The sequence below is a fragment of the Nocardioides turkmenicus genome (assembly GCF_011045035.1).
Taxonomy (GTDB): Bacteria; Actinomycetota; Actinomycetes; order Propionibacteriales; family Nocardioidaceae; genus Nocardioides; species Nocardioides turkmenicus.
On sequence record NZ_JAALAA010000001.1, the window covers coordinates 57,110 to 73,400 of the forward strand.

The 16,291-nt window shown below is 69.4% G+C and carries 15 protein-coding genes; 7 read left to right on the forward strand and 8 right to left on the reverse strand.

Features of this window, described 5'->3' with window-relative positions:
* Positions 1-162 precede the first annotated feature (162 nt).
* Positions 163-2,046 carry a Na+/H+ antiporter NhaA gene (gene nhaA / locus G5C66_RS00325; protein WP_338144019.1) on the forward strand — a complete coding sequence of 628 codons (1,884 nt, stop codon included), beginning with the start codon at positions 163-165 and terminating at the stop codon, positions 2,044-2,046.
* Here the strand turns inward: nhaA and G5C66_RS00330 are convergent.
* Positions 2,043-2,567 (reverse strand): DoxX family protein, encoded by a 525-nt coding sequence (locus tag G5C66_RS00330; RefSeq protein ID WP_165108592.1) that lies wholly within the window; start codon positions 2,565-2,567, stop codon positions 2,043-2,045. The two genes, nhaA and G5C66_RS00330, sit on opposite strands and share 4 nt — an antisense overlap.
* 92 nt (positions 2,568-2,659) lie before the next feature.
* Between G5C66_RS00330 and G5C66_RS00335 the strand changes: the two genes are divergently transcribed.
* Complete coding sequence (locus G5C66_RS00335; RefSeq protein WP_165108594.1) at positions 2,660-3,526, forward strand: hypothetical protein; 867 nt, start codon at positions 2,660-2,662, stop codon at positions 3,524-3,526.
* 3 nt (positions 3,527-3,529) lie between these two features.
* Here the strand turns inward: G5C66_RS00335 and G5C66_RS00340 are convergent, their stop codons facing one another.
* Positions 3,530-4,162 carry a TetR/AcrR family transcriptional regulator gene (locus G5C66_RS00340; RefSeq protein WP_165108596.1) on the reverse strand — a complete coding sequence of 211 codons (633 nt, stop codon included), beginning with the start codon at positions 4,160-4,162 and terminating at the stop codon, positions 3,530-3,532.
* 149 nt (positions 4,163-4,311) lie between these two features.
* Between G5C66_RS00340 and G5C66_RS00345 the strand changes: the two genes are divergently transcribed.
* Genes G5C66_RS00345 through G5C66_RS00355 form a run of 3 tightly spaced genes read left to right on the forward strand, consistent with a single transcriptional unit; the run spans position 4,312 to position 7,853 of the window.
* Positions 4,312-5,094, forward strand: coding sequence for an SDR family NAD(P)-dependent oxidoreductase (locus G5C66_RS00345; RefSeq protein ID WP_165108598.1), 783 nt, complete (start codon positions 4,312-4,314; stop codon positions 5,092-5,094).
* A gap of 2 nt (positions 5,095-5,096) precedes the next feature.
* Positions 5,097-6,230 (forward strand): DUF5938 domain-containing protein, encoded by a 1,134-nt coding sequence (locus G5C66_RS00350; protein WP_165108600.1) that lies wholly within the window; start codon positions 5,097-5,099, stop codon positions 6,228-6,230.
* A gap of 9 nt (positions 6,231-6,239) precedes the next feature.
* Entirely contained in the window at positions 6,240-7,853 is a 1,614-nt protein-coding gene (locus tag G5C66_RS00355) for an acyl-CoA synthetase (RefSeq protein ID WP_241248101.1), read from the forward strand.
* A gap of 6 nt (positions 7,854-7,859) precedes the next feature.
* On the opposite strand, the gene G5C66_RS00360 is transcribed toward G5C66_RS00355, so the two are convergent.
* Genes G5C66_RS00360 through G5C66_RS00375 form a run of 4 tightly spaced genes read right to left on the reverse strand, consistent with a single transcriptional unit; the run spans position 7,860 to position 11,210 of the window.
* Positions 7,860-8,369 carry a pyridoxamine 5'-phosphate oxidase family protein gene (locus tag G5C66_RS00360; protein ID WP_165108602.1) on the reverse strand — a complete coding sequence of 170 codons (510 nt, stop codon included), beginning with the start codon at positions 8,367-8,369 and terminating at the stop codon, positions 7,860-7,862.
* Positions 8,370-8,419: 50 nt separating this feature from the next.
* Positions 8,420-8,809, reverse strand: a complete 390-nt coding sequence (locus G5C66_RS00365; protein ID WP_165108604.1) for a thioesterase family protein — start codon at positions 8,807-8,809, stop codon at positions 8,420-8,422.
* Complete coding sequence (gene fahA / locus G5C66_RS00370) at positions 8,806-10,008, reverse strand: fumarylacetoacetase (protein WP_165108606.1); 1,203 nt, start codon at positions 10,006-10,008, stop codon at positions 8,806-8,808. Before fahA ends, G5C66_RS00365 begins: the two co-directional genes overlap by 4 nt.
* Positions 10,005-11,210: a homogentisate 1,2-dioxygenase gene (locus G5C66_RS00375; RefSeq protein WP_165108608.1), complete on the reverse strand. Its 1,206-nt coding sequence runs from the start codon at positions 11,208-11,210 to the stop codon at positions 10,005-10,007. The genes fahA and G5C66_RS00375 overlap by 4 nt, the downstream gene beginning before the upstream one ends.
* A gap of 106 nt (positions 11,211-11,316) precedes the next feature.
* On the opposite strand from G5C66_RS00375, the gene G5C66_RS00380 reads away from it, so the two are divergent.
* Both G5C66_RS00380 and G5C66_RS00385 read left to right on the forward strand, forming a co-directional pair.
* A complete protein-coding gene (locus tag G5C66_RS00380; protein WP_165108610.1) occupies positions 11,317-11,712 on the forward strand; it encodes a hypothetical protein in 396 nt (131 codons plus the stop codon).
* Between the two features lie 61 nt (positions 11,713-11,773).
* Positions 11,774-12,343 carry a Uma2 family endonuclease gene (locus G5C66_RS00385; protein WP_165108612.1) on the forward strand — a complete coding sequence of 190 codons (570 nt, stop codon included), beginning with the start codon at positions 11,774-11,776 and terminating at the stop codon, positions 12,341-12,343.
* Here the strand turns inward: G5C66_RS00385 and betT are convergent.
* Both betT and betA read right to left on the reverse strand, forming a co-directional pair.
* Positions 12,324-14,480 (reverse strand): choline BCCT transporter BetT, encoded by a 2,157-nt coding sequence (gene betT / locus G5C66_RS00390; RefSeq protein ID WP_165108614.1) that lies wholly within the window; start codon positions 14,478-14,480, stop codon positions 12,324-12,326. The two genes, G5C66_RS00385 and betT, sit on opposite strands and share 20 nt — an antisense overlap.
* A 72-nt stretch (positions 14,481-14,552) precedes the next feature.
* The gene (betA, locus tag G5C66_RS00395; protein WP_165109257.1) at positions 14,553-16,289 is read right to left on the reverse strand and encodes a choline dehydrogenase; all 1,737 of its coding nucleotides are present in this window, start codon (positions 16,287-16,289) and stop codon (positions 14,553-14,555) included.
* Positions 16,290-16,291: the final 2 nt, after the last annotated feature.

Genomic DNA, 16,291 nt, shown 5'->3' on the forward strand with positions numbered 1-16,291 from the left:
CATCTGTGTCGACGCTGTCGTCCGGCTGTTACCTGCCGTCACGGTGGCTAACGACGATGTGGATGACAGGTCACGCATCTGTTGGATATTCGTTCTGCCCCTGTGGCGACTCTCTCGTGGGCACCCCCACTCAGCACCCCTCTCGACGCCTACGCTTGTTCCGTGGGGAAACAGCAGACGCAGTGCCGGCGTGACGAGGACCTGACCGGACAGCTCGGCGCGACACTGCGGCACTTCATGCATCTGGAGTCGACGAGCGCGACGCTGCTGGTGATCGCGTCGCTGCTCGCGCTGGCCTGGGCCAACTCGCCGTGGTCGCACGGCTACGAGCACCTGTGGGAGACCGTGCTGTCGGTGCGGCTCGGGGACGTCGGACTCTCGATGGACCTGCACCACTGGGTCAACGACGGCCTGATGGTGGTCTTCTTCTTCGTCGTCGGCCTGGAGGTACGCCGCGAGCTCGCCGTCGGCGAGCTCACCGACCGCCGCCGCATGGTGGTGCCGCTGATCGCCGGAGCGGGCGGGCTCGCCCTGCCCGCGCTGATCTACCTGCTGCTGAACCCGTCGGGTGAGGCGGCCCACGGCTGGGGCATCGTGATCGGCACCGACACCGCGTTCCTGCTCGGCATGCTGGCCCTGGTCGGGCCGGCGGTCTCGACGCAGCTGCGCATCTTCCTGCTCACCCTGACCGTCATCGACGACATCGTCGCGGTGAGCGTCATCGGGGTCGCCTACACCGAGCATCTCGAGGTCGCACCGCTGCTGGTCGCGGGACTGGCCCTGGTCGGGATCTTCGTGCTCGACCGGATGAAGGTGTGGCGCGCCGGGCCCTACGTGCTGCTCGTCCTGATCGCCTGGGTGGCGACCCTCGGGGCAGGTCTGCACGCCTCCATCGCGGGCATGCTGGCCGGGCTGCTGGTCCCGGCGGCGGAGCCGACCCGGGCGCAGATGGAGGTCGCGACCTCGCGGTTCCGGGCGTTCCGGCAGTCGCCGCTGCCCACCCTGCAGCGCGAGACCCGCGACGAGCTGACCCGCACGATCTCGGTCAACGAGCGGCTCCAGGAGACGCTGCACGTGCCGACGAGCTATCTGATCGTGCCGGTCTTCGCGCTCGCCAACGCCGGAGTCGACCTGCGCGACGGGGTGCTCGGCGAAGCGCTGCGCTCGCCGGTCACCTGGGGTGTCGTCGCCGGCCTCGTCCTGGGCAAGACCCTCGGCATCGGCGGCGCAGCGTACGCCGCCACGCGGCTGCGCCTCGGCCGACTGCCCCAGGGTGTCGGCGGCGGCCATGTCCTCGGTGGCGCCGCGCTGTCCGGTATCGGCTTCACGGTCGCGCTGCTGATCGCCACCCTCGCCTTCGACTCCGAGACGCTCCAGCGCGACGCGATCGTCGGCGTGCTGCTCTCCGTCGTCCTCGCCTCGGTGCTCGGCTGGGTGATCTTCCAGGTCGCCGCGCGCTTCCTCGGCCAGCGTGACGCCGCGTTGCCGAAGCTCCTCACTCCTCCGGTCGACCCGGAGCGCGACCACATCTACGGCGACGTCGATGCAGAGGTCACCCTGGTCGAGTATCTCGACTACGAGTGCCCCTTCTGCGCCCGTGCCACCGGCACCGCCAACGAGGTCCGCGACTACTTCGGCTCCCGCATCCGCTACGTCGTACGCCACCTCCCCCTCCCCCAGCACCCGCATGCCGAGCTGGCCGCTGTCGCCGCCGAGGCCGCCGGCCGGCAGGGCCGGTTCTGGGAGATGCACAAGCACCTCTTCGAGCACCAGAACCAGCTCGAGCACAAGGATCTCGCCGGCTACGCCGGCGTCCTCGGGCTCGACGTCGAGCAGTTCCTGCGCGACTTGGAGGACCCGGCGCTGGCCGAGCACGTCCGCGAGGACATGGCCTCGGCCAACGACAGCGGCGCCCGCGGCACCCCGACGTTCTTCGTCGGAACGCACCGCCACGAGGGCCGCTACGACGCCCGCACCCTCATCGCCGAGCTGGAGCGCGACGCCACCGGCGAGACCGCGCGGCTGGGGGTGCGCTCGCGGCGTTAGTCGTCGTCCGCAGCAGCGGCCGGCGCCTCCGGACGCGCCGGCCGCCAGAACGCGGCGAGGAGGAGGGCGGTGCCGAGCACGCCCGCGCCGAGCGCGACCGCGCCGCCGACCCAGCCGTCGTAGACGATGCCGAGGGCGGAGTCGAGCGAGATCGTGCCGGGCCCGGTGACGCCGAGCACGACCGCGACGACTGCCAGGATCATGACGTACTCCCAGCCCTCCTTGAAGACGAAGAACCCGTTGGGGCGGTGCGCGAGCAGGGCGGCGACGAGCATGACGCCGACCACCCCGGCAGCGGCGAGCGGCGTGATCAGGCCCAGGATCAGCAGCACGCCGGCGCCGATCTCGGTCACCACGCTCGCCCAGGCCTGCAGGGTGCCGTGACGCAGGCCGAGGCTCTCGAACCAGCCGGCCGTGCCGGCGATCTTGCCGCCTCCGCGCCAGTGGTTGACGCCGTGGGCGATCATCGTGCCGCCCACGGCGAGGCGGAGCAGCATCAGGGCCAGGTCGACGGGGTCCATCACAGAAGTCCTCGGTGTCGTGGAGTCGGGGGTGGCCCAGCCTAGGAGGAGTTCGGTCACAAAGCGCGCAGCGACGCCGTAGGCTCACCCGGATGCTGCTGCTCGGAGTCACTCTCGCCCTGGGCTCGGCGGTCGCCCACGCCGCCTGGAACACCGCGTCGAAGACCATCGCCCCGGCGGGACGACCGGCGCTGTGGGCGGTCGCGATCGTGGAGAGCTGCCTGGTCGTCACCGTCACCGCGGTGGTGATGATCGTGCGCGGCCACGGCATCACGGTCACCGGCGAGCTCCTCCTGCTCTCGCTCGGCAGCACCGCGATGCACGCGCTGACGATGGGGCTGGTCCAGATCGCCTACCAGGACTTCGACGTCAGCCAGATCTACCCGCTCTCCCGCGGCCTGGCACCGGTGGTCGTGGCGCTCACCGGCATGGTCGTGCTCGGGCAGTGGCTGAGCTGGGCGCAGTGGGGTGGCGTACTCCTGATGGCGGCGGCGGTCGGAGCTCTGCTGTTCGAGACCGTCCGCACCCGCGGCTCGCTGCAGGCGAAGCCGCTGCTGTGGTCGGCCTGCATCGCCGCCTCGATCGCCGGCTACACGACCTACGACGGCTGGGTGGTCGTGGAGCGCGGCCTCGACCCGATCGCCTATTACGCCGTCGGCACCGTCATCCAGGTGGTGCTGTGGAGCGTGATCGTGCGGGGGAAGTACGCCGAGGGCCTGCGCCAGCTCAGGATCCACGCCCGCACCGTGGCCGTGCTCGCGGTGCTGATCCCCGCCTCGTACGTCCTCAGCCTGTACGCCACGCTGCACGCCCCGGTCTCGCTGGTGGCCGCGGTGCGCAGCTCGAGCCTGATCTGGGTCGCGCTGTCGGCGGCGCTGGTGCTGCGCGAGCCGATCGGGAGGGCGCGCATCGCCGCGACGGTCCTCGCCGCCGCGGCCGTGGTCGCGATGGTGGTGTGAGCGCTACGCCTTGGGCGTGAGCAGCATCGGCATCAGCCCGACGACCTGCGCGCGCAGGTCCTCCAGGGCGCCGTCGCGACCGTTGAGATGGCCTAGCAGGGCCTGCTGGAAGATGCCGTCGAACATCCCGTAGGCCACGTGCGTGGGGAGGGCCGGCTCGGTGTCGGCGAGCGTGGCGTAGCGGTCCACGATCCGCCCGATCATGTCCTCCAGGCTCTGGTCGATCTGGGTGACGGCTTCGCGCAGGCTCTCCTCGAACATCGACTGCGAGCGCAGGTCGTACCAGAGCCGGTGCATCGGCGCTTCCTCGACGATCGTCTCGACCAGCTTGTCGCCGAACCGCTCGGCGAGGTCCTCGGGCGAGGTCGCCTCGGCCACCACGCCGTCGTAGCGGTGGACGCAGGTCTCCTTGTAGTAGCGCACGCAGTAGACGATCAGCTCCAGCTTGTCGCTGAAGTAGTAGTGCACGACGCCGTGGCTGAACTCGGAGTTGTTGGCGATCTCGCGCAGGCTCGAGCGCGCGTAGCCCAGCTCCCCCAAGGTGCGCAGCGCTGACTCGGCGAGCGCCTTGCGGCGCGCGTCGTGCTTGTCGGCGGGCGTGCGGCGAGACGCCTTGTGAGCGGCGACCTGGGTCATGTGCCGCAACGATACCCCCTCGCAGCCATCTTTCGATGCGGCGTCGACCTTTTTTGGTCAATCGTCAAGAAAACTCTTGACAGTCGTCAAGATTCGCGATTGCCTGTGATCCTGATCACAGCGACACCAAAGCGACGAAGGAGTCACAGATGACCGATCTGAGCGGACGCACAGCGCTCGTCACCGGCGGTGCCCAAGGCCTGGGCGAGGGGATGGCCCGCGCGCTCGCCGCCGCCGGCGCCACCGTCGCCGTCGCCGACCTGAAGGACGACCAGGGCGTGAAGGTGGCCGAGTCCATCGGCGGCACCTTCGTGCACCTCGACGTCACCGACGACGCCTCGTGGGAGGCCGGAGTGACCGCCGCGGTCGACAGCCTCGGCGGGCTCGACATCCTGGTCAACAACGCCGGGATCGAGATCACCAGCCTCGTCACCGAGCTCGACGCCGCCGACGTGAAGAAGATGCTCGAGGTCAACGTGCTCGGCACCGCCCTCGGCCTCAAGCACGGGCTCCGCACGATGCGGCCCGACGGCGCTTCCGGCAAGGGCGGCGTGATCGTCAACGTCGCCTCGGTCGCCGCCACGATCGCCTTCCCGGGCATCTCGGTCTACTCCGCCACCAAGAGCGCCGTCGACCGGCTGACCCGGGTGGCGGCGATGGAGAGCGGCAAGCTCGGCTACGGCGTACGCGTCAACTGCATCTACCCCGGCCTGGTGCCGACCGAGATGGGTGCCGGGCTGGCCAACGACGTCGCCCAGCTCGGTCTCTTCGAGTCCCCGGAGGCCGCCGTCGGCGGTGTGGTCGAGCTGACCCCGTCGGGACGCCTCGGCACCGTCGAGGACATGGCCAATGCGGTCGTCTTCCTGGCCTCCGACCAGGCGGCCTTCGTCAACGGCGTCGGCCTCCCGGTCGACGGTGGAATGGGGATGTGACCATGAGCGACAACAAGCCCGTCGTCGTCTACGGCGCCTCCGGCTACACCGGCCGGCTGGTCTGCGAATACCTGCGTGAGCTCGGGGTGCCGTTCGTCGCCGCCGGCCGCTCCAAGGACAAGCTCGTCGACTCGATGACCTCCCACGTGCCCGGCATCGAGACGGCCGACTACGAGGTCGCCGAGGTCGAACACACCGTTGAGGCGCTCACCGAGCTGCTCACCGGCGCGCGCGTCGTCCTCAACACCGTCGGCCCGTTCTCGAAGTACGGTCCCGAGGTCGTGGAGGCGGCCCTGGCCGCCGGGGTCCACTACACCGACACCACCGGCGAGCAGGACTGGCTGATCACCTGCGAAGAGACGTACGGCGCCGGTTATGCGGAGAAGGGGCTGCTGCTCGCGCCGGGCATCGCGCAGATGTACACCACCGGGGAGATCGCCGCCGAGATCTGCCTCGAGCAGCCCGGCCTCGACACCCTCGACATCGCGGTCTTCTGGGGTGGCTCCCCCACGATCGCCTCGACCCGCACGATCCTGGTCAACGCCGCCACCTCGAAGGCTCACTACCTGGAGCAGAACGCGTACGTCGAGTTCGACCCGACCGCCGGGCTGGTCCCGCTCGTCGTCCCGGGCCAGCACGAGCTCGCGCTCTCGCTTCCCTGGGGCGGCACCTCGCACCCGGTCTGGTACCGCCGCGATCCCAAGGTGGCCACCTGCAAGGCCCAAGGCGGCGTCTTCAACGCCGCGCTGATGAACGGGGTCCCGCAGATCGTCGCCGGCGCGCTGGAGGCGACCAAGGACATGGACGCCGAGCAGCGTGACGAGGCACTGACCGCCACCGCGGCCCAGGTGATGAACCAGATGCCGCCGCGCGAGAACCCGCGGCTCAACAAGTCGCTCGACTCGGTGCACGCCTCTGGCCCGCTGGGCCGCGCGCACTGTGTCATCCACGGCAACCAGAACTACAAGCAGACCGGGCTGCTGCAGGCGTACGTCGCCTACTCGCTGCTGCAGCAGCCGCCCCGACGGGTGGGGTTCGCCTCGGGCTGCCAGGCCTTCGGTCACCGCGAACTCCTCGGCCAGCTGCGGGCGTTCGGGCTGGTCGCGGAGCCGGTCGTGACCCGGCAGCGGGGCTGAGGGCGCCGGATGCGCCTCGTCGACTACCTGGACAAGGGTGCCTCGCTCGGAGGCGACGCACCCTGCCTCGTCTGCGGTGACGACACCTGGACGTACGCCGAGGTCGTCGACCTCTCGGTGCGCGTCGCCGCGGGCCTGCGGGCCCGCGGCGTCGCCCCGGGAGCGAAGGTCGCCATCCTCTCGGCCAACGATCCGGTCGCCTTCGCCTCCGTCTTCGGGATCAGCCGCGCAGGGGGCGTCTGGTGCCCGATCAACCCGCGCAGCGAGGCGGCCGAGAACCGAGAGCTCCTCGACCTGTTCGGCTGCTCGGCGCTGATCTTCCAGTCGGCCTTCGCCGGCCTGGTCGACCAGATCCGCGGCGACCTTCCTGAGCTGACCACGCTCGTCTGCCTCGACGCGGCCTACGACTGGGCGATCAGCTGGGACGACTTCCTCGGCTCACCCGACGCGTTCGAGCCGGACTCGTCCGTCGACGACCTCGCCATGGTCGTGGGCACCGGCGGGACCACCGGGCGACCCAAGGGCGTCATGCTCACCGGCACCAACCTGGAGACGATGTCGGCGATCACGCTGATGGCCTATCCGTGGCCGGGTGCGCCCGAGCGTCCGACCTATCTCGCTCTCGCGCCGCTCACCCATGCCGCCGGGGTGCTCTGCTTCCCGGTGCTGTGCCTCGGCGGGAAGATCGTGGTGATGCGTACGCCGGACGTGGGGGCGTTCCTCGAGCACGTCGAGCGCCACCAGGTGACCCACACGTTCCTGCCGCCGACGCTGATCTACCTCGTGCTGGACCACCCGGCGCTGCCGTCGACGGACCTCAGGTCGCTGCGCTGCTTCTGGTACGGCGCGGCGCCGATGTCGGCGACGCGCCTGGAAGAGGCGCTGACCCGGATCGGGCCGGTCATGGCGCAGCTGTTCGGGCAGACCGAGGCGCCGATGATGATCGCCACCATGTCCCCCGCCGACCACTTCCGCGGGGACGGGACGGTCGCGACAGAGCGGCTCTCCTCGGCCGGACGTCCGGCGCCGCTGGTGACCGTCTCGATCATGGGCGAGCGCGGCGCGCTGCTCGACTCCGGGGAGCGAGGCGAGATCGTCGTACGCAGCTCCCTGGTGATGCGCGGCTACCTCGACAACCCCGAGGCCACCGCCGAGGCGAGCGCGCACGGCTGGCACCACACCGGCGACATCGGCTTCCTCGACGAGGACGGCTTCCTGCACATCGTCGACCGCGCCAAGGACATGGTGATCACCGGTGGGTTCAACGTCTACTCGACCGAGGTCGAGCAGGCGCTGATGACCCATCCCGCCATCGCCGACTGCGCCGTGGTCGGGCTGCCCGACGAGAAGTGGGGCGAGCGCGTCACCGCCGTCGTCCTCCCCCGGCCCGGCGCCGAGGTCGACGTCGCCGACCTCAAGGCGTACGTCAAGGAGCGGATCGGCGCGGTCAAGACTCCGAAGCAGATCGAGGTCTGGCCGGACCTGCCGAGGTCGAAGGTCGGCAAGGTGCTCAAGACCGAGATCAAGAAAAGCCTTGCCAGTGGTGCCGAGTCGGCGGATCTGCCCCCGTGCCTCGCGAAGCGAAGCGAGCGAGAGGGGGCTGATGCGCCGACTCGGCCGTAAAGTCTTTCAGCCCGCCGGAAACGAAGCAGCCTCCGCGGCGTACGCGACCATCCAGGCCGGCTCGATGGTCGCGTAGACGACGCCCGGTCCCTCCCAGGTCTGTGGGTCGGAGCCGTAGAACTCGGTGAAGTAGGCGTTGTGCGCCTCGAACTCGGGCCCCTCGGAGACCACGTGCGCCTGCCCGTGGGCGAAGACGCCGAGGCGCTCGCCGTCGACGTGGGTCGCGCTGACCGCCGGGCGGGCGAGCATGTGCTTGGCCTTGACCGCGGTGGGCGACGTCCCGAACAGCCAGCGGCCGTGCAGGAAGTGGCCGTCGACGCAGCTCGTCCGCGGCTCGCCGCGGGCGGTCACGGTGGCCAGCACCAACACCTTCATGCCCGTCAGCTCGGTGACGAGCTGACGGGCGTTCAGGCGATGATCGTCGTTCACGATGCCGGTCAGATGGCCGCTCGCGCGGCCGATCGAGGCGTCCAGGAGGCGTTGCAGGTCGGCGATCTCTTCTTCTGTCTCGTGCACTCGACGAGTCTCACACCGACGGTCCGGGCCTCGCTTGACCGTTCTTGCGACTATTCGATCGCGGCGACGATCTCCGGCGGGATGGCGGTCGTGCCCGATCCGTCGGTCGCGACGACGACGTAGACGACCGACACGGCGCAGGCGACGTCCTCGCCGCGGCGGAACTCGAACTCGAGCGTGAAGCTCTTCGTGCCGACCCGGGAGGTGCGCACCGCCACCTGGACCCGGTCGCCGAAGCCGATGCCGGCCTTCCAGTCGAGGTCGGCATGGGCGAGATGGACGTCGACCCCGAGCTCCTGCCAGCGGGGATAGGGCACCCCGCGGGCGTCGATGTAGTGGTTCATCGCCTCGTCGACGTAGCCGAGGTACCAGCTGTTGAACATCACCCCCTGCATGTCGACCTCGTAGTAGCGGGGCGTGAACTCGTAGACCGACGTCACGGCCGCTCCCTCGCGGGCAGGATCTGCCCACTGACCTCGCCGAGGGCGATCCGGCCGCCGCCCGCGGCGGGGGCGGTGGCAGTGATGGTGACCTCGTCGCCGTCCTCCAGGAACGTACGCACCGAGCCGTCGTCCAGCTTGAACGGTTCGGCTCCCGACCAGCTGAGCTCGAGGAACGACCCGCGCTGGCCCGGCTCCGGGCCGCTGATCGTGCCGCTGGCGAACAGGTCGCCGACGCGCAGGGACGCGCCGTTGGCGGTCATGTGCGCGAGCATCTGCGGGGCGGTCCAGTACATCGCGGCGTACGGCGGCTCGGCGACCAGCGTGCCGTTGAGCCGCACCTCGAGGGCGAGGTCGAGACCCCAGGGGTCGAGCGCGGAGTCGTCCAGATAGCCGGTCAGCGGAACGTCTCGTTCCGGAGGGCTCACCCGGGCCGCGTCGAGCGCCGCGAGCGGGAGGACCCACGGCGAGATCGAGGTGGCGAAGGACTTGCCGAGGAACGGGCCCAGCGGGACGTACTCCCACGCCTGGATGTCGCGCGCCGACCAGTCGTTGAGCAGCGTGATCCCGAAGATGTGGTCGGCGGCCTCGGTGAGCGGCACCGGGGTGCCCTGCTCGGAGCCGACGCCGACCACGAACCCGAGCTCGGCCTCGATGTCGAGCCGGATCGAGGGACCGTCCACGATCCCGTCAGGGGTCTTGCGCAGCCCCGTCGGCCGGACGATGTCCGTGCCGGAGACGACGACGGTGCCGGAGCGCCCGTGGTAGCCGATCGGAAGATGCTTCCAGTTGGGCGTCAGCGGCTCGGAGTCGGGACGGAACATCTTCCCGACGTTGGAGGCGTGGTGCTCGGAGGCGTAGAAGTCGACGTAGTCGGCGACCGTGAACGGCAGCAGCAGGTCGGCCTCCTCCAGCGGCACCAGGTGTGGGCGCACCTCGGCCTCGCAGGTCGGGTCGCTGAGCAGCCGGGTCACCTCCGCCCGCACCTGCGCCCACGCCTCCGGGCCCGCCGCGAGCAGGCCGTCGAGCCCGCCCGCGCACACCGCGGCGAGATCCTCTGCCGACGCGGCGACGTCGAGCACGAGGTCACCGATCCGCACCCCGAGTCGCGGGGTGGGATTCGCGGTGGTGCGGAAGGTGGCGTACGGAAGCGCCTCGAGGCCGAACTGACTGTCCTTGATGTCCAGCCACGACGTCACTGGCGGCCCCCTGCCCAGGTCCAGGCGTACTTGCCGTCGTCGACCGCGGCGCCGGCCTCGCCGACCTCGAGCGGCCGGAAGGTGTCGACCATGACCGCGAGCTCGTCGAAGAACTCGGCACCCAGGCTGCGCTCCATCGCGCCCGGCTGCGGACCGTGGGCGTGGCCGCCGGGGTGGAGGGTGATCGAGCCGATGCCGATCCCAGAGCCCTTGCGAGCCTCGTAGTCGCCGCCGACGTAGAACATGACCTCGTCGGAGTCGACGTTGGAGTGGTAGTAGGGCACCGGCACCGCGAGCTCGTGGTAGTCGACCTTGCGCGGCACGAAGTTGCAGATGACGAAGTTGTTGCCCTCGAAGACCTGGTGGGCGGGCGGCGGCTGGTGGACCTTGCCGGTGATCGGCATGTAGTCGGCGATGTTGAAGACGTACGGGTAGAGGCAGCCGTCCCAGCCGACGACGTCGAACGGGTGATGTGGGGTGACGTGGATCGAGCCGGCGATACCGCCGGCGCCCGGGCCGCGGTGCTTGATGTAGACCTCGACGCCATCGGCGTCGACGTCGACCATCTGCGGGTCGGTCGGGAGCCGGAGGTCGCGCTCACAGTAGGGGGCGTGCTCGAGGAACTGGCCGAACCGGGAGAGGTAGCGCTTCGGCGGGGCGATGTGGGAGTTCGCCTCGATCGCGTAGACCCGCAGCGGTGCGTCGCCGACCGGCACCCAGCGGTGAGTGGTGGCGCGTGGGATCACCACGTAGTCGCCCTCCCCCACCATCAGGTCACCGAAAACCGTCTCGACGACTCCGGTCCCGGACTCGACGTAGACACACTCGTCACCGATCGCGTTGCGGTAGAGCGGCGAGGTCTCCCCCGCCACCGCGTAGTGGAGCCGTACGTCGCCGTTGCCGAGGACCAGCCGGCGGCCGGTGACCGCGTCGTGGCTCTTCCACTCCTCACCTGGGAAGAGATCGTGGAGCCCGAGGTGCATCGGGCGGAGCGGGTGGTTGGGGGTCGTGCCGTGGTCGGGCAGCTCCCAGATGCGTACGTCCTTCACCGCCGAGGGGATGTGGCGGTGGTAGAGCAGGGAGGAGTCCGAGGAGAACCCTTCCTCGCCCATGAGCTCTTCGTAGTAGAGATTCCCTTCTCCGTCGCGGTGTTGGGTGTGCCGCTTGGGCGGGATGTGCCCGCGCTGTTGGTAATGCGCCATACCCCGGATCGTACGTGACCTGAGCCACACGGATCACGGGGGCCGAACGTCCTGACTTTGCTCTGGGTACCTCCCGGGGCATGCCTTGCTCCCCTAGTCTCCTGGGATGCCCTTCGAGACCCCCGAGACCCTCTTCGTGGCACATGCGACGGGTCGTCTCCTGCACGTCCGGGCCTGTCCCCAGCTCCTCGGCCTCGACGCCCCGGTCATGGCCTCTCCGGGGCAGATCGAGTCGTTGGGCATGTGCATCTGGTGCGCCAAGGAGCTCTCCGAGGAGGGCCGGAAGTACTTCGACTCCGTCGAGCAGGCCGTACGCAGCCTCGACCCTTCTGGTGATGCTGTTCGTCCTACTGAGGAGGCTCTCGGTGGTGTCGACTATGAGCTCGTCTGGGTCCCGCCGAGCTACTCCTACATCGCCGTCGGGTTCAAGGAGCGCGCTGTTGCCTGGATCGGGCGGGGATGTGTCCTGCATGCGGATGGGCGGCTCATCGACTTCGGCTGAGGTCTGCAAAGAACAGTCGCTTACGCGAGATTCACCAGGAGACAGGCGCTATCCTCGACACATGGCCGCGCTGCCCGACTGGATGCACCCTCCTCGTGAGGAGGGTTGGTACTCCGAAGACCTCGACATGCTCGTCGAGGCGCCGCGTCATACCGAACTCATCGATGGAGTCCTGGTCTTCAACATGTCACCGCAGCGTCGCTGGCACAGTCGGCTCGTCACGGCCTTGACCAACGCGCTGACAGCGCAAGCACCCGACGGGTTCGAGGTGGATCGGGAGCTGACGGTGGTGCTCGACCGCCGCAACCGGCCGGAGCCGGACGTGCTGGTGAGCACGACCCGGATCTCCGACCAGGCCTCGTACTACGACGCCGACTCGGTGGTGCTGGTGGTCGAGGTGGTCTCGCCGGAGTCGGCTCACCGCGACCGGTCGGTGAAGCCGCAGAAGTACGCCGAGGCGGGCATCTCCAACTACTGGCGTATCGAGAACGAGGACGGCGCGCCCGCGATCCATGTCTACGAGCGCGACGACCTCACCAACGCCTACGTGGCGACCGGGATCTTCCGCGACCGGCTCGACGTGCCGGTGCCGTTCCCGGTCAAGATCGACCTCACCGATCTGCTCCGCTGACTTCGTCCTCCGCTGACGGCGAGTTCTCGGGTACCTCGGCGTGCAGCTGCTCCTGCTGGACGAGGTGCAGGTAGGTGAGATGGCGGTCGTACTGGTCGAGCACGTCCCCCAGCAGCTGCTCGTGCGAGTAGCCGTTGACGTCGTAGCCCTGGGTGCCCTCGGCGAGGTGTACCTCGGCTCGGAAGTAGACGTCGCCGGTGACCCGGCCGACCGCGAAGCTCGGCGCTGAGCAGGGCAGCGGCGTGACCTTGTAGACGAACGCCGGCGCATCCCCGAGATCGGTGTGGATCTGGACACCGGCGATGCCGCGTACGGCCTTGGTCTCCTGCACCACCGACGTCAGCCCGTGGGAGCAGAGCTCGGCGGCGACCTCGTCGAGGACCGGCTTGGCGACCGTGCCGATGAACCGCTCGGTGTCCTCGGCGGTGGGATAGGTCACCGAGCGACGCAGCCGCTGCGCGAGCGAAGGACGTACGTTGCCGTCGGTCGCTCCGACCAGGCGCGCCGAGGAGATCGCGGACGGCAGCGAGTAGCGCACGCTGTCGGACTTGAACGACTCCAGCCGTAGCGAGCGGTGGAGCCCGACGGCGACCAGGGCGAGCACGATCGAGAACGGCAGTCCCATGATGATCGTGGCGTTTGTCAGCGTCGTCAGCCACGCATCCCCGCCGGCGAACATCAGGGCGAGGGTCAGCGCGCCGATCGCGAAGGACCAGAAGATCCGGACCGGGATCGAGCAGTCGGCCATCGGGTGCGGCAGGCGCGAGGTGAAGTTGCCCATCACCAGCGCGCCGGAGTCGGCCGACGTGACGTAGTAGAGGAACCCGGTCAGGGTGGCGAGCGCTGCCAGCGCGATCGCTCCGGGGTAGTTGTCGAGGAAGGCGTAGAAGCCCTGGGCGTAGTTGGCGTTGGTCATCTCGCCGAACTCGGCGTCACCGCCGCGGATCCGGCCCAGCGCGCTGTTGCCGAAGATCGAGACCCACAGCAGGATGAAGCCGAACGGGATCATCATCACGCCCACCAGGAACTGCCGGATCGTCCGGCCGCGCGAGATCCGCGCCAGGAACAGCCCCACGAACGGCGACCAGGCGACCCACCAGGCCCAGAAGAAGAGGGTCCACAGGTTCTTCCAGACCCCGACGTCGCCGTTCTCGACGGTGTCGTACGGCATCGTGTCGAAGCTCATCCCGGGCAGGTGCACCAGGTAGTCACCGAGGTTCATCACCAGCGAGTTGAGCAGGAACGCGGTGTCGTCGGAGAAGAGCACGTAGAGCATCAGCGCCAGCGAGAGCAGCACGTTGAGCTCGGAGAGTCGGCGGATGCCCTTGTCGACGCCGGAGACCGCCGAGATCGTGCCGAGCAGCACCGCGACCACGACCAGGCCGACCTGCGCGCCGCGGCCCTCGGGGATGTCGAAGAGCACGTTGAGGCCCGCGTTGAGCAGCGCGATCGAGATGCCGAGCGAGGTGGCGATGCCGAAGATCGTGCCGAGCACGGCGGCCAGGTCGATCCCGTCACCGAGCCGGCCGTGGACCCGCTTGTCGAAGATCGGGTAGAGCGCCGAGCGGATCGAGAGCGGCAGCCCGTGGCGGAAGGAGAAGTAGCCGAGCGCCATGCCCATCACGGCGTACATCGCCCAGCCGGACAGGCCGTAGTGGAACAGCGTCCAGGTCACGGCCTGCTCGGCGGCGGCGACGCTGCCGCCCTCGCCGGTCGGCGGGGTGAGGTACTGCGAGACCGGCTCGGCCACGGAGTAGAACATCAGGTCGGCACCGATGCCGGCCGCGAAGAGCATCGCGGTCCAGGTGAACATCGAGTACTCCGGCCTGGACTCCTCCGGACCGAGCCGGACCCGCCCGTGGCGGGACAGGCAGATGAACAGTACGAACGCGATCAGTGCCGCGGCCAGTGCGAAGTACCACCAGCCGAAGTACTTCGAGATCCAGCCGACGACGTGCCCGATCGCCGTGCCCGCCGTATCCGGCGCGAGCAGTGCGAAGAGCGTGAACGCGACGACCACCCCGGCGGAGCCGAAGAAGACGGTCTTGTTCAGCTCCGGCTTCGTCGAGGGGATCTCGTCTGGGGCCGCGGCAGGTTCACCTAAGGGCGTACGCGTCGGGTCGATGGTCTCCGGCATGAGCTGTCTCCTCCGGTTGGGGTGCCCGGGAGGCTAGTCCGCCCGGCGCCGGCTTTGGGTCACGATCGGGTTTCAGATCTGGTTGCGCGGGTCTCCCGCCGGCCACAGGGGCGAGTCGTCGCGGTGGCGGTAGTAGGGAGCGTCCGAGGGTGCCAGCGGGGTGTTGCCCGCGATCAGGTCGGCGGCCTTCTCCGCGACCATCATCACCGGCGCGTAGATGTTGCCGTTGGTGACGTACGGGAAGACGCTGGCGTCCACCACCCGCAGTCCTTCGGTGCCATGCACCTTCATCGAGGTCGGGTCGGTCACCGACATCTCGCCGGTGCCCATCGCCGCGGTGCAGGACGGGTGCAGCGCCGTCTCGGCGTCCTTGCGGACCCAGTCGAGGATCTCCTCGTCGGTCTCCACCGACGGCCCCGGCGACATCTCGCCGGCGTTGAACGGCGCGAACGCAGGCTGGTTGAGGATGTTGCGCGCCACCCGCACGGCCTCGACCCACTCCCGCCGGTCGTTGGGCGTGGAGAGGTAGTTGAACAGCATCGAGGGGTGCTCGAACGGGTCGGCGGACTTGATCCGGACGTGGCCGCGGGTGTCGGCGTACATCGGGCCGATGTGCACCTGGTAGCCGTGCTGGCCCTTCTCCTGACCAGGGGCCATCGAGCCGTCGTAGCGGATCGCGATCGGCAGGAAGTGGAACATCAGGTTGGGCCAGTCCACGTCCTCGTTGGACCGGGCGAACCCGCCGCCCTCGAAGTGGTTGGTCGCGCCCAGGCCCTTCTTCTGGAAGAGCCACTGCCAGGCGATCTTGGGCCGCTGGTGCCAGACCAGACCGGGTGCGATCGAGACCGGCTGCTTGGAGGCGTACTGGATGTAGACCTCGAGGTGGTCCTGGAGGTTCTCCCCCACGCCGGGCAGGTGGTGCACGACGTCGACACCGTGCGAGCGCAGCAGGGACTCGTCGCCGACACCGGAGAGCTGGAGCAGCTGGGGCGTGTTGATCGCGCCGCCGCAGCAGATGACCTCCTTCGCCGAGACGAAGTGGTGCTTGCGGGCGCGGCCGACGCCGCGTACGTAGTCCACGCCGGTCGCTCGCGGGACGTCGCCGGAGGTGTCGAAACGGATCTTGGTCGCGTGGGCGAAGGTCTCCACGCTGAGGTTGGGGCGGTTCATCACCGGGTGGAGGTAGGCCCGGGCCGCGGACCAGCGGCGGCCGTTCTTCACGTTGCGGTCGAAGGGGGCGAACCCCTCCTGGCGGTAGCCGTTGACGTCGTCGGTGAGCGGGTAGCCGGCCTCCTGGGCCGCCTCGAAGAACGCCGAGAAGAGCGGGTTGGAGGCGGGGCCGCGCTCGAGGTGGAGCGGCCCGGAGCCACCGCGCCACTGGTCGGCGCCCGAGGTGCCGTCCTCGAGGAAGCGGCTCTCCATGCGCTTGAAGTAGGGCAGGCAGTGGCGGTAGTCCCACTCCTTCATCCCCGGGTCGGCAGCCCACCGCTCGTAGTCCATCGGGTTGCCGCGCTGGAAGATCATCCCGTTGATCGAGCTCGAGCCGCCGAGCACCTTGCCGCGGGCGTGGTAGACCCTGCGGCCGCCCAGGTGGGGCTCGGGGTCGGTCTCGTAGCCCCAGTCGTAGAGCTTGGAGCCGATCGGGAACGGCAGCGCCGCCGGCATGTGGATGAACGGGTCGATCTTGAAGTCGCTGTGGCCGGCCTCCAGCACCAGCACCTTGGTCGACGGGTCGGCGCTGAGCCGATTGGCGAGCGCCGATCCGGCCGATCCGCCGCCGACGATGACGTAGTCGTACGTCTGGGTCATCT